Source organism: Pseudoxanthomonas suwonensis, from assembly GCF_010093235.1.
GTDB classification, from domain to species: Bacteria; Pseudomonadota; Gammaproteobacteria; order Xanthomonadales; family Xanthomonadaceae; genus Pseudoxanthomonas; species Pseudoxanthomonas suwonensis.
On record NZ_PDWP01000031.1, the window covers coordinates 23,529 to 36,522 of the forward strand.

Consider the following 12,994-nt stretch of genomic DNA (forward strand, 5'->3'; position numbering starts at 1 on the left):
GGTCAGGATTCCGGAATGGAAAGGTTGTCGCGGACCTGCTCCAGCAGGCTGATGAACTGCGCGCGCTGGGCGTCGTCCAGGCCCGCGAGGGCGACGTCGCGGACGCGCTCGCCGCACTGGGCGATGTCGCGGGCGATCTGCTTGCCGGCGTCGGTCAGGCGGATGTTGAGCGCGCGGCGGTCGCCCGGATCAGCGCTGCGGACGATCAGCCCGCGGGCCTCCAGCCTGTCCAGCAGGCGGGTCATGGCCCCCGGGCTGAGTTCGGCGATGCGCGCCAGTTCGGTCGCATTGGCGACGCCGTCGGCCAGCTTCTTGATGGTCAGGAACTGGCTGAAGGTGAGGTCGTGGCCGACCGTGACCAGCTCGTGCTGCCAGCGGGCACGCATGGCATCGCGGACCTGCCGCACGAGCAGGCCCAGGGCGGAGCCGGTGCAGATGGAGGAGGAGGACATGCGCGGGGATGATACTCGCCCGCGCAATATTTGCAACATCAAATATTGTCCGATCAACTGGCTGGGGGCGGCAGGACCTGGGCCAGCCAGTCCTGGAGGCCGGGCAGCTGCTCACCGGTTCCGATCGGTCCCAGGTAGCCGTCCGGCCGCACCAGGGCCCAGCCGCCGGGCGGCAGTCCGTAGGCGGCTGCGAAGTCGCCGTGGACATCGCGCAGTTCTCCCGCCGGCCCGATGACGTGCGTGCGCACCCCCGCGGTCGCCGGGAGGGGGCGGGGATCGCCGGCCGCCAGCAGCGTCCAGTGGGGACCGCCGAGCAGGTCGAACAGGCGGCGGGCCTGGCCGGCCGCGCCCTGCAGGCGGGCATCCGGGGCCCGGTCGCCGGGGCACACGGCAGCAGGGCAGGTGCTCGCCGGGGCCAGTGGCCCCTCGCGGTATCCCAGTTCCAGCTGCAGGGTCTCGCGGCCGCGGCCATGGTCGCCGCGGCGGGCGTTGTCGAGCAGCCGGCTGGACATTTCGAGGAGGTCCGACGCGACCGCCCGGCGTTCGACCTCGTAGGTGTCCAGCAGCGCCTCGGGCGCGCCCTGCAGCACCGCCGCCAGCTTCCAGCCGAGGTTCCATGCGTCCTGCACGCTGGTGTTCAGGCCCTGGCCGCCGGTCGGCGGATGGACGTGGGCGGCGTCGCCTGCCAGGAGCACCCTGCCGACACGGTAGCGCTCGGCCAGGCGTGCGTTCATCTCGTAGACCGACGCCCAGGGCGCGCGGATGACGCGCAGGTCCATGCCATTGCAGCGTTCGCGCAGCAGCGCCTCCAGGCCGGCAGGGGACAGGTCGATGTCCCCCCGTCGGAGGCAAGGCTGCCTGCACCTGGAACAGGTCGTCGGTGCCCATCAGCGGGCAGAGCATGGTCAGGCGGTCGCTGGCTTCGTTGAACTGGTGCCAGGCGTCGCGGCCAAGCCCGGTCACGGCAAGGTCCGCCACCAGGGCGCGCTGGCCCAGGGTCCGGCCGCGGAAGCCGATGTCCAGCGTCCGACGGACGAAGCTGCCGCCGCCATCGGCGCCGACGAGGTAGCGGGCGCGCACGGTGCGCACGCCGTCCGGGGCCTCGATCCGTACGTCCACGCCGTCGCCATCCTGGTCGAAGCCGACGACGGCATGTCCGTAGCGGGGGCTGTGGCCCAGTTCCAGCAGGCGTGCCCGCAGGATCGCCTCGGTGGTGGCCTGGGCGACCATCAGCGGCATCCGGTAGGGCTCGGCGGGCGTGGAAGGGGAGTCATGGAAGTCGCCGCCGATCGGGTGGTCGAGGTGGCCGCCATCCGGCAGGTGCCGGCGTAGCGGGGGGTAGGGGCCGCCGGCCGCGGCCAGGCGGTCCAGCACGCCCAGGGCCTCGAAGATCTCCAGGCTGCGGGGCTGGAGGCCCTTGCCGCGGGAGCCGTGGAACGGCCGTGCCAGTTTGTCGACCAGGAGGAACGGGATCCCGCGCCGGGCGAGGTCGAGGGCCAGCACCAGGCCCGTGGCGCCGGCGCCACAGATCAGGACATCGGTATGCGTCTTCATGGGCTTCTCCAAAATGTGCAAAATGCACACATGGAGGACACCGTAATGGCCCGATCCAAGAATGTGCAAGATACACATATTCCTGCCCGGATGAGGGAGCTGCACGGCGCGCTGATCGCCATCGCCAGCGTGATGAACCGGCCTCGCAACGACCAGCGGCTGGTCGCAGCCGCGGGTATCCGCCTGGACCAGGCCCTGTTCCGCCTGCTGGTGGCGATCGAACGGATGGGGCCGATCGGGGTGGTGGAGCTGGCCGAGCGCCTGGGCCGGGACTACACCACCGTCAGCCGCCAGGTCGCCAGGCTCGAGGCGATGGAGCTGGTCACCCGCCGCGGCAATGCCCAGGACCGCCGGATCCGCGAGGCGCTGGTCGCGCCCAAGGGCAAGGAGATGACCGACCGGCTGGACGAAGCGCGCGCGCGCCTGGCGCGCGAAGCGTTCCGCGACTGGCCGGAGCGGGACGTGGAGGAGCTGGTGCGGCTGATGACCCGCTTCGCCGCCGAACTGGAACGGATGGAGGCGCGGCCGGGCTGAACGGTGGTGCGCACGGGGACGCCCGGCCTGCGCCGGCTATAATCGCCGGCCGTTTTCCGCCTTCCGGTCCGCCCGAATGTTCGAATCCCTGACCCAGCGCCTGTCCGGCACCCTCGAGCGCCTGCGGGGCCGCGGCCGGCTGACCGAATCCAACATCAGCGAGGCCGTGCGCGAGGTGCGCATCGCCCTGCTGGAGGCCGACGTCGCCCTGCCGGTGGTCCAGGCCCTGATCCAGCGCATCAAGGTGCGCGCGGTCGGCCAGGAGGTGCTCAAGTCGCTGACCCCGGGCCAGGCCCTGATCAAGGTGGTGCGCGACGAGCTGACCGCGGTCATGGGCTCGTCCGCCACCGACCTGAACCTCAACGTCCCGGCCCCGGCGGTGTTCCTGATGGCCGGCCTGCAGGGCGCGGGCAAGACCACCACCGTCGGCAAGCTTGCCAGGCACCTGAAGGAAAAGCGCAAGAAGAAGGTCATGGTGGTCAGCGCCGACGTCTACCGTCCGGCCGCGATCGAGCAGCTGAAGACCCTGGCCGAGCAGACCGGCGTGCTGTTCTTCCCGTCCGACGCCGGGCAGAAGCCGGAGGACATCGTCCGCGCCGCCATCGCCGATGCGCGCAAGTCCTTTGTCGACGTGCTGATCGTCGATACCGCCGGCCGCCTCGCCATCGACGAGGCGATGATGGCCGAGATCAAGGCCCTGCACGCGGCGGTCAATCCGGCCGAGACCCTGTTCGTGGTTGATGCCATGACCGGCCAGGACGCGGCCAACACCGCCAAGGCCTTCTCCGAGGCGCTGCCGTTGACCGGCGTGGTGCTGACCAAGACCGACGGCGACGCCCGCGGCGGCGCCGCGCTCTCGGTGCGCTACATCACCGGCAAGCCGATCAAGTTCGTCGGTACTGGCGAGAAGCTCGACGGCCTGGACGTGTTCCACCCGGACCGCGTCGCCGCGCGCATCCTCGACATGGGCGACGTGCTGTCGCTGGTCGAGCAGGTCGAGCAGAACGTCGACCAGGAGAAGGCCGCCAAGCTCGCCGCCAAGGTCGCCAAGGGCAAGAAGTTCGACCTCAACGACATGCGCGACCAGTTCGAGCAGATGCAGAACATGGGCGGCATCGGCGAGCTGCTGGACAAGCTGCCGGGCATGGGCCAGATCCCGGAACACCTCAAGCAGCAGGTCGCGCAGAGCCGCGAGGTGCCGCGCATGATCGCGATCATCAACTCGATGACGCCCAAGGAACGCCGCAACCCCGGCCTGCTCAACGGCTCGCGCCGCGCCCGCATCGCCCGCGGCTCCGGTACCACCCCGGCCGACGTCAACAAGCTGCTGAAGCAGTACCAGCAGATGGAGAAGATGATGTCGAAGATGGGCCGCGGCGGCATGAAGGGCATGATGCGCGGCCTGCAGGGCATGATGGGCGGCATGGGCCGCATGCCGTTCCGCTGATCCGCCAGCCGGCGGCGCATGCCGCCGGCCTGCCACCACGACCAGGGGAAGTCGATGCAGGCAGCGGGAACGTATCTGCTCAACGGCCAGCCGGCCGCGTCCGATCCGCATGGCCTGCGCGCGCTCGCGCAGGCCAACTATGGCCACTTCACCTCGCTGCAGGTGCGCGGTGGGCGTGCGCCCGGCCTGGGCCTGCACCTGGCGCGGTTGCGCCGTGGCAATGCCGAACTGTTCGATGCGCCGCTGGACGAAGCCCGGGTCCGTGCCTGGATGGCGCAGGCGGCCGCGGCGATGGGCGGCGACTGCTCGCTGCGGGTGACCGTGTTCGCCCGCGATTTCGACCACCGCCAGCCGCTGCGCGCGCTGCAGCCGGACGTGCTGGTGGCGGCCACCGCGCCGGTGGCGGCGGTCGGCAGGCCGATCCGCGTGCGCAGTACCGCGTTCGTGCGGCCGTTCCCGCACCTCAAGCACGTCGCCACCTTCCCGCTGTTCCAGCATCGCCGCCTGGCCCTGCAGGCCAGCTTCGACGACGCGCTGTTCGTGGAAGGCGCGGGCCTGGAGGCACGCGTGGTGGAAGGCACGGTCTGGAACATCGGCTTCTGGGACGGGCACGGCATCACCTGGCCGGAGGGACCGGCCCTGCGCGGCACCGCGGAGCAGTTGCTGCAGCAGGGCCTGGATCGCCTCGACTGCCCGCAGCAGGTGCGGCCGGTGGCGCTGGCCGATGTCAGCGCCTTCTTCGCCGCATTCGCGATCAACGCCAACGGCGTGCAGCGCATCACCGCGATCGACGCGGTGGAGTACGGCATATCGCCCGGGCTGGATGCGCTGCTGGCCTCGGCCACGGCGCAGGCGCGCTGGGAGCCCTTGGCGTAACCGTGTAGTTGCGCGGACGGGTGGGCGCTGGAGTCGCAGGCTCCGGCGGGGAGCTTCGCTGCTGCGGCGCCGCCCGGGTGCATAGCCATGTGCGACCCGCTGCAGCGGCCATCCATGGCCGCTGCCGGGAGGCGCCCGGCACGGCGCGTCTGCGGGCACGTCCGGGCCGTGGCTTCGTCCCGCCGCCGCAAGCCCTCTCCCGAGGGGTAGGGGGGTGAGGGTAGGGCTGCCTGCGGCATCGGTCGGCGACCGACCAACATCCCCGGCCACTCCCGCCCGGAGAGGGGAGTGATCCGTAGCCCGGACCCAGCCAGGCGGTTACGCCGTCGACGAAGCCGCGCGGGCCTTCCGCGCCACCCGCGCCCGCAGCCGGTCCAGCGCCAGGAACACCGCCGGCGTGGTGTAGAGCGTCAGCACCTGGCTGACCAGCAGGCCGCCGACGATGGCGATGCCCAGCGGGCGGCGCATTTCCCAGCCTTCGCCGGTGGCCAGCATCAGCGGCAGCATGCCCAGCAGCGCGGCTACGCTGGTCATCAGGATCGGGCGGAAGCGCAGCTTCGCGGCCTCCAGGATCGCCGCGTGCGCCGGCTGGCCCTCGCGCTGCGCGGCCAGGGCGAAGTCGACCATGAGGATGGTGTTCTTCATCACCACGCCCACCAGCAGGAACAGGCCCAGCAGCGAGATCAGGTTGAGCTCGCCATCGAAGACCAGCAGCGCCAGCAGCGCGCCGATGCCGGCCGAGGGCAGGATCGACAGGATCGCCAGCGGTTGCACCAGGCTTTCGTACAGTACGCCGAGGACCAGGTACACCGCCAGCACCGCGCCGAGGATCAGCCACGCCTGGCGGTCGCGCAGCTGCTGCAGGCTGCCGGCCTCTTCGCCCAGGCGCGCCTGTACTTCCGTCGGCAGCATGATCTTCGCCATCGCCTGCCCGATCGCATCGGTGGCCTCGCCCAGGGTGACGCCGGGGGCGAGGGCGAAGCTGATGCGGGTGGACACGAACTGCGCGCGGTGCTGGATCCGGTCCGGGGCCATGCCGTAGTCCCAGGTCGCGAACGCCGACAGCGGCACGCGGCGTCCATCCGAGGCGATCACGTGGACCTGCTGAAGCGTCTCCGGCGACGCGGTGTGGCGCGGGTCGAGCTCCATCACCACCCGGTACTGGTTGAGGCTGTCGTAGAGCGTGGCGACCTGGCGCTGGCTGAAGGAGTTGTTGAGCACGGTGCCGACCATGCGGATGTCCACGCCCAGCCGCGCCGCCGCCTCGCGGTCGATGTGCAGCTGTACCTGGCGCATGCCCTCGTCGCCGCTGGATTCCACGTCCACCAGTTGTGGCAGCGCCGCCAGTGCCTCCTGCACTTTCGGCGTCCACTGCTGCAGCGGTTCGATGTCGCCGGCCAGCAGCTGCAGGTCCAGGTTGCCGTCGTCGTTGCCGCCGCCGATGCGGATGTCCTGGTCCACCCACAGCCACAGGTTGCCGCCCGGCACGCGGGGCAGGTTCGCGCGCAGGCGGTCGATGACTTCCCGGCTGGAGACCTTGCGCTCGGCGAGCGGCTTCATCTGCATCATCACGAAGCCATTGTTCACGCCGGTGCCGCCGCCGATGTAGCCGGCGATGTCGGCAATCGCCGGGTCCTGCAGCAGGAACTCGCGATAGGCCTGGATCTTCGGCTGCATCACCTGGAACGACAGGCCGTCGTCGCCGCGGATGAAGCCGCGCAGCTGGCCGGTGTCCTGCTGCGGCACCGTGCCCTTGGGCACCTTGGCGAACAGGAAGGCGTTGAGCGCCACCGTCGCCGCCAGCACGCACAACGCCAGGGGCAGGTGGGCGAGGGTGCGGTCCAGCGAGCGCAGGTACAGCCGGCGCAGGCCACCGAACAGCAGCTCGCCCAGCCGCTCCCACGGCGGCACCACGCGGTCCGGGCCGGCGCTGCGCAGCAGGCGCGAGCACAGCGCCGGGGTGAAGCTCAGCGAGACCAGCACCGACACCGCCATCGCCGCCACCAGGGTCAGCGAGAACTCGCGGAACAGCTTCTCGACGAAGTCGTCCAGGAACAGGATCGAGACGAACACCACGCCCAGGGCGATGTTCATCGACAGCAGGGTGGCGCCGACCTCGCCGGCGCCGCGCATCGCCGCGGCCACCGGCGACAGCCCGGCGGCCAAGTGGCGGGAGATGTTCTCCAGCACCACGATGGCGTCGTCCACCACCAGCACCGCGGCCACGATCAGCGCCATCAGCGACAGCGTGTTGAGCGAGAAGCCGGCCAGCCAGATGATCGCCAGCGCGCCGAACAGCGACACCGGGATCGCCAGCGAGGGCACCAGCGCGGCGCGCCAGCTGCCGAGGAAGGCCAGCACCACCAGCACGACCAGGCCCACGGCCAGCACCAGGGTGGCCTCGGCCTCGCGCAGTGTGGCGCGGATCACCGGCGAGCGGTCCATCCCCACCTTCATGTCCACGCCGGCCGGCAGCAGGGCACGCAGCGTGTCCATCTGCGCGTGGATCGCGTCCACGGTGCGGATGATGTTGGCGCTGGGCTGGCGATTGACCATCATCAGCACCGCCGCGCGGCCGTTGTGGAAGCCGGAGGCGTAGCGGTTCTCGGTGCCTTCGCCGACCTGGGCGACGTCGCGCAGGTGCACGGCGCGGCCGTCGCGCCAGGCCACCACCAGGTCGCGGTATTCCTCCGCTGTGCGCAGCTGCAGGGCGGCCTCGACCTGCCACTGGCGGTCGTCCCGGGCCACCGTGCCCAGCGGACGCAGGGCGTTGGCGTTGCGGATCGCCGCGGCCACCTCCTCCAGGGCGATGCCGTACTGGTCCAGCGCGCCGGGGTTGAGCGAGCCCCGCACCGCCGGCAGCGAGCCGCCGCCGACGCTGACCTCGCCCACGCCCGGTACCTGCGCGATCTTCTGCGCCAGCACCGTCGATGCCACGTCGAACACCTGCGCCGGCGTGAGCGTGTCCGAGCTCAGCGCGATCGTCATGATCGGCGCCTGCGACGGATTGATCTTGCGGTACTGCGGCATGCCCGGCATGCCCGAGGGCAGCTGCGCACGCGCGGCGTTGAGCGCGGCCTGGACCTCCCGCGCTGCCTCGTCGATGTCGCGGTCCAGCGAGAACTGCAGGTCGACGCGGGTGTTGCCCTGGTTGCTGCTGGAGGTGATGCGGGTGATCCCCGGGATGCTGCCCAGCGCGCGCTCCAGCGGCGTGGCCACGGTGGCGGCCATGGACTCAGGGCTGCCGCCCGGCATGCTGGCGCTGACCTGGATGGCCGGATAGTCGACCTGCGGCAGCGGCGCCACCGGCAGCTGGCGCAGCGCCAGCAGGCCGCACAGCACCACCGCCACCGCGAGCAGCACGGTGGCCACCGGGCGCTCGATGAACAGCCGCGACAGGTTGGGCGAAGCGCCGTCGTGCATCTCAGGCCGCCGTCGCGCCGGCACCCTCGGCCGCCATCTCGCGCCGGCGCGAGAGGCGGTCGAAGAACAGGTACACCACCGGGGTGGTGAACAGGGTCAGCACCTGGCTCACCAGCAGGCCGCCGACCATCACCAGGCCCAGTGGCTGGCGCAGCTCGGCGCCGGAGCCGGAGGCGAACATCATCGGTATGGCCGCGAACAGCGCCGCCAGCGTGGTCATCAGGATCGGGCGGAAGCGCAGCAGGGCGGCGCGGTGGATCGCCTCGCGCGGGGCCAGGCCCTGCTCGCGCTCGGCCTCCAGGGCGAAGTCGATCATCATGATCGCGTTCTTCTTCACCAGGCCGATCAGCAGGATGATGCCGATCACCGCGATCAGGTCCAGGCTGCGCCCGGACAGCAGCAGCGCGGCCAGCGCGCCGACCGTGGCCGAGGGCAGGGTGGAGAGGATCGTCACCGGATGGATGAAGCTCTCGTAGAGCACGCCCAGCACGATGTACATCACCAGCACCGCGGCCAGGATCAGCCACAGGGTGCTGGAGAGCGAGTTGCGGAACGCCTGCGCCGCGCCCTGCAGGCGCAGCTCGACGCTGGCCGGCATGCCGATGTCGGCGCGCGCCTGCTCGATCGCCGCCACCGCCTCGCCGAGCGATGCGCCCGGCGCCAGATTGAAGGAGAAGGTCACTGCCGGGAACTGGCCCAGGTGGCTGACCTGCAGCGGCGTCGGGCGGGTCTCCACGCGCGCCAGGCCCGACAGCGGCGTCTGCCGGCCGTCGGCGGTGGCCACGTGGATGCGGCCGATCGCCTCAGGGCCCAGCTGGAAGCGCGGATCGGCCTCCAGGACCACGCGGTACTGGTTGGCGTGGGTGAAGATGGTCGAGACCTGGCGCTGGCCGAAGGCGTCGTACAGCGCGTCGGCGATCGCCGTGACCGATACGCCCAGGCGCGCGGCCGCATCGCGGTCGATGTCCAGCCAGGCCTGCAGGCCCTGGTCCTGCAGGTCGCTGGCCACGTCGGCCAGGGCCGGGTGCCTGCGCAGCTCCTGCAGCATCGCGCCGGTCCAGCGCGAGAGCTCGCCCAGGTCCGGCGTGGTCAGGGCGAACTGGTACTGGGTGCGGCTGACCCGGTCCTCGATGCTCAGTTCCTGCACCGGCTGCAGGTACAGGTCGATGCCCGGCACCGCCGCGGCGCGGCGCTTGATCCGCTCGATGATCTCCAGCGCGCCCGCGCTGCGCTCCGCATGCGGCTTGAGTTCGACCAGGAAACGCCCGCTGTTGAGCGTGGCGTTGCTGCCGTCCACGCCGATGAAGGAGGACAGCGTGGCCACGTCCGGATCGGCGAGGATGGCGTCGGCCAGCGCCTGCTGGCGCCGCGCCATGGCCTCGAACGAGACCGATTGCGGCGCCTCGCTGATGCCCTGGATGAGGCCTGCGTCCTGCACCGGGAAGAAGCCCTTGGGCACGGCGATGTACAGCGCGACGGTCAGGGCCAGGGTGGCCGCGGTCGCGCCCAGCATCAGCGGCTGCCGCGCCAGCACCCAGTGCAGGCCGCGGTCGTACAGCGCGACCACGCGGTCGAACATGTCGCCCTGGGCGCCGTCGGCGCCGGTTTCGCCGCCATGGCCGTGCCCGGCCTTGAGGAAGCGCGCGCACAGCATCGGGGTCAGGGTCAGCGAGACCACCAGCGAGATGCCGATGGCCACCGCCAGGGTGATCGCGAACTCGTGGAACAGCTTGCCGACCACGTCGCCCATGAACAGCAGCGGGATCAGCACCGCGACCAGCGACACGGTCAGCGAGACCAGGGTGAAGCCGATCTGGCGCGCGCCGTTGAGCGCGGCCTCCATCGGGCCTTCGCCTTCCTCCATGCGCCGGGCGATGTTCTCCAGCATCACGATCGCGTCGTCGACCACGAAGCCGGTGGCGATGGTCAGCGCCATCAGGGTCAGGTTGTTGAGCGAGAACCCCGCCAGCAGCATCACCCCGAAGGGGGCCACCAGCGACAGCGGCACCGCGATCGAGGGAATGATCGTGGCCGGCACCGTGCGCAGGAACACGAAGGTCACCAGCACCACCAGGCCGATCGCCAGCAGCAGCTCGTGCTGCACGCCCTTGATCGAGGCGCGGATCGACTCGGTGCGGTCGCTGAGCACGGTCACGTCCACCGACGCGGGCATCGATGCGCGCAGCTGCGGCAGCAGGGCGTGGATCCGGTCCACCACCTCGATCACGTTGGCGCCGGGCTGGCGCTGGATGTTGACCAGGATCGCCGGCGACCTGCCGGACCAGGCGGCCAGCTGGCTGTTTTCCGGGCCCTGTTCGACCGTGGCCACGTCGCCCAGGCGCAGGGGCGCGCCGTCGTTCCAGGCCAGCACCAGGTTGCGGTACTCGGCGGCCGAACGCATCTGGTCGTTGGCATCGAGCATGGTGGCGCGGGTGGGGCCGTCGAAGCTGCCCTTGGGCATGTTGACGTTGGCCGCGCCGATCGCCCGGCGGATGTCGCCCATGCCCAGGCCCGCGGCCGCCAGCGCATGCGGGTTGACCTGGATGCGCACGGCGGGGCGCTGCCCACCGGCCAGGCTGACCAGGCCCACGCCCGGCAGCTGCGACAGGCGCTGGGCCATGCGCGTGTCGACCAGGTCGTAGACCTCCGGCAGGGCCATCGAGGGCGAGGTCACCGCCAGGGTGAGGATCGGGGTGTCGGCCGGGTTGACCTTGCGGTACACCGGCGGCATCGGCAGGTCGTCGGGCAGGAAGTTGGAGGCGGCGTTGATCGCGGCCTGCACTTCCGGCTCGGCCACGCCCAGGTCCACCTCCAGCGAGAACTGCAGGGGGATCACCGAGGCCCCGCCGGAGCTGGTCGAGGTCATCTGGTTCAGGCCCGGGATCTGGCCGAGGCGACGTTCCAGCGGCGCGGTCACCGCGCTGGTGGTCACCGACGGGCTGGCGCCCGGATACAGCGTGAGCACCTGGATGATCGGGTAATCGACCTGGGGCAGCGCCGAGACCGGCAGCAGGCGGTAGGCGAACAGGCCCGACAGCAGCAGCGCCAGCATCAGCAGCGAGGTCGCCACCGGGCGCAGGATGAACGGGCGGGACAGGTTCATCGCGCGGCGGCCGCCCTGGCGCCGGTGGCGCTGGCCGCGTCGCCGCCGCCTTCGGCGGTTTCGACCGCGTCGGTGGGCGCGCCGTCGGCATCGACCACCTGCACCTTGCCGCCCTCGCGCAGCCGGTCCAGGCCTTCCAGCACCACCCGCTCGCCGTCCTGGAGGCCGTCGAGCACGGCCACCCGGCCCTCGTGGCTGGCGCCGAGCTTCACCTCGCGCATGCTGGCGGTGTCGTCCTCGGCGACGACGTAGACGTAGGGACCGCGGTTGCCGGACTGCACCGCCGCATCCGGGATCGAGACCACGGCGGCGCTGCCCAGGCGCAGGCGCACGTTGACCGACTGGTTGGGGAAGAGCGATTCGTCGGCGTTGTCGAACAGGGCGCGCAGGCGCAGGGTGCCGGTCTGCACGTCGATGCGGTTGTCCAGGCTGGACAGGGTGCCGGTGGCCAGCGGCTGACGCTCGTCGCGGTCCCAGGCCTGCACCGCAAGCGCCTGGCCTTCGCGCACCGCGGCGTGGACCGTGGGCAGCACTCCTTCGGGCAGGGCGAACACCACGCTGATCGGGCGGGTCTGGGTGATGGTGGCGATGCCGTCCTCGTCGCCGGCGCGCACCAGGTTGCCCACGTCCACCGTGCGCAGGCCGATGCGGCCGTCGATCGGGGCGGTGATGCGGGTGTAGCCCAGCTGCAGGCGGGCCTCGTCCACGGCGGCCTGGTCGCTCTCGCGGCGGCCCTCGAACTGGCGCACGCGCGCCTGCAGGTCGGACACTTCCTGGGCGGAGACGTAGTTGGCGCCGGCCAGGTCGCGGAAGCGCTGCAGCTGGATGCGGGTGTTCTCCAGCTCGGCCAGGTTCTGCTTCTGGGTGCCCTCGGCCTGGGCCAGGCGCACCTGGAACGGGGCCGGGTCGACCTCGGCCAGCAGCTGGCCGGCGCGGACCTGCTGGCCCTCGGCGAAGGCGATGCGCACCAGTTCGCCTTCCACCCGCGGACGCACGGTCACCGTGCGCAGCGGAGTGACCGTGCCCAGCGCCTTGATCTCCAGGTCCAGCGGGCCGCGCTCGGCAGTGGCCACCCGCACCGGCGTCGGCGGGCGCTCGCCCCAGCCGCCGCGGCCTCCGGGCGGGCCCTGGTCGTCCTTGCCGGCGCAACCGCGCCACAGCAGCAACACGGCCAGCCCCAGGCCGATGGCCAGGAGCACTTTGGACAGGCGGGTCGGTTTTTTCATTGCAGGTCCATCAGGGCGACGGGCGCGGGCCCGTCGTCGGGAGGGTGTCCGGGGTGGTTGCCGGAGTACGGCGGGCCTCGCGTTCCCTGGCCGGACAGGGCGTCCGGCGCGATGCACGCCACGTGTCCAGCGATGGTACGGGACCCCTGCGCGGCGGTTGCATGACTTTGGTCATGCTTGCGCGTACTGCCATAGGAGCTATGCCGCCATGGCACGGCTCGACGGGGGGCGAAAGGGGGCGAGGCGGCGGGCGGGCCGGGCGCCCGGCAGGACGGTCCCTGGCTCTTATACACATCTCAAAAAAAAAAAAGCACGCGATTCGTGGACATGTGCCACACGCAGACACATCGTGAACTGCACAGAAGAATGGTCCAAGTTA

General features: G+C 71.2%; 8 protein-coding genes and 1 pseudogene. 3 read left to right on the forward strand and 6 right to left on the reverse strand.

From position 1 onward, the window contains the following. Positions 1–2: 2 nt before the first annotated feature. From CSC68_RS13800 to CSC68_RS16170, 3 genes and pseudogenes are all read right to left on the reverse strand, one after another. Positions 3–452 carry a MarR family winged helix-turn-helix transcriptional regulator gene (locus CSC68_RS13800; RefSeq protein WP_162204190.1) on the reverse strand — a complete coding sequence of 150 codons (450 nt, stop codon included), beginning with the start codon at positions 450–452 and terminating at the stop codon, positions 3–5. A 53-nt stretch (positions 453–505) separates the two neighbouring features. After that, a complete protein-coding gene (locus CSC68_RS16060) occupies positions 506–1,231 on the reverse strand; it encodes an FAD-dependent monooxygenase (protein WP_162204191.1) in 726 nt (241 codons plus the stop codon). 115 nt (positions 1,232–1,346) lie between these two features. Further along, positions 1,347–2,084, reverse strand: a pseudogene (locus tag CSC68_RS16170) (FAD-dependent monooxygenase); the annotation flags it as partial. A gap of 12 nt (positions 2,085–2,096) precedes the next feature. Between CSC68_RS16170 and CSC68_RS13815 the strand changes: the two are divergent. The 3 genes from CSC68_RS13815 (at position 2,097) to CSC68_RS13825 (ending at position 4,863) form a co-directional block, all read left to right on the forward strand. After that, positions 2,097–2,540: a MarR family winged helix-turn-helix transcriptional regulator gene (locus CSC68_RS13815; RefSeq protein WP_246193588.1), complete on the forward strand. Its 444-nt coding sequence runs from the start codon at positions 2,097–2,099 to the stop codon at positions 2,538–2,540. A 76-nt stretch (positions 2,541–2,616) separates the two neighbouring features. Next, the gene (ffh, locus tag CSC68_RS13820; RefSeq protein ID WP_162204193.1) at positions 2,617–3,987 is read left to right on the forward strand and encodes a signal recognition particle protein; all 1,371 of its coding nucleotides are present in this window, start codon (positions 2,617–2,619) and stop codon (positions 3,985–3,987) included. Between the two features lie 54 nt (positions 3,988–4,041). Then, on the forward strand, positions 4,042–4,863 hold the full coding sequence (locus CSC68_RS13825) for an aminotransferase class IV (protein WP_162204194.1): 822 nt from the start codon (positions 4,042–4,044) through the stop codon (positions 4,861–4,863). 318 nt (positions 4,864–5,181) lie between these two features. On the opposite strand, the gene CSC68_RS13830 is transcribed toward CSC68_RS13825, so the two are convergent. From CSC68_RS13830 to CSC68_RS13840, 3 genes are read right to left on the reverse strand one after another with little or no spacing between them, the layout of a single operon-like run. Beyond that, positions 5,182–8,286 (reverse strand): efflux RND transporter permease subunit, encoded by a 3,105-nt coding sequence (locus tag CSC68_RS13830; protein ID WP_162204195.1) that lies wholly within the window; start codon positions 8,284–8,286, stop codon positions 5,182–5,184. A 1-nt stretch (position 8,287) separates the two neighbouring features. Continuing rightward, entirely contained in the window at positions 8,288–11,389 is a 3,102-nt protein-coding gene (locus CSC68_RS13835) for a multidrug efflux RND transporter permease subunit (protein WP_162204196.1), read from the reverse strand. Beyond that, positions 11,386–12,615, reverse strand: coding sequence for an efflux RND transporter periplasmic adaptor subunit (locus CSC68_RS13840; protein WP_162204197.1), 1,230 nt, complete (start codon positions 12,613–12,615; stop codon positions 11,386–11,388). The genes CSC68_RS13835 and CSC68_RS13840 overlap by 4 nt, the downstream gene beginning before the upstream one ends. Between the last annotated feature and the right edge of the window lie 379 nt (positions 12,616–12,994).

Coding starts and splice junctions, on each gene's coding strand:
- CSC68_RS16060 (WP_162204191.1), bottom strand. CDS start 1,231: ATGGACCTGCGCGTCATCCGCGCGCCCTGGGCGTCGGTCTACGAGATG.
- CSC68_RS13825 (WP_162204194.1), top strand. CDS start 4,042: ATGCAGGCAGCGGGAACGTATCTGCTCAACGGCCAGCCGGCCGCGTCC.
- CSC68_RS13835 (WP_162204196.1), bottom strand. CDS start 11,389: ATGAACCTGTCCCGCCCGTTCATCCTGCGCCCGGTGGCGACCTCGCTG.
- CSC68_RS13800 (WP_162204190.1), bottom strand. CDS start 452: ATGTCCTCCTCCTCCATCTGCACCGGCTCCGCCCTGGGCCTGCTCGTG.
- CSC68_RS13815 (WP_246193588.1), top strand. CDS start 2,097: ATGAGGGAGCTGCACGGCGCGCTGATCGCCATCGCCAGCGTGATGAAC.
- ffh (WP_162204193.1), top strand. CDS start 2,617: ATGTTCGAATCCCTGACCCAGCGCCTGTCCGGCACCCTCGAGCGCCTG.
- CSC68_RS13830 (WP_162204195.1), bottom strand. CDS start 8,286: ATGCACGACGGCGCTTCGCCCAACCTGTCGCGGCTGTTCATCGAGCGC.
- CSC68_RS13840 (WP_162204197.1), bottom strand. CDS start 12,615: ATGAAAAAACCGACCCGCCTGTCCAAAGTGCTCCTGGCCATCGGCCTG.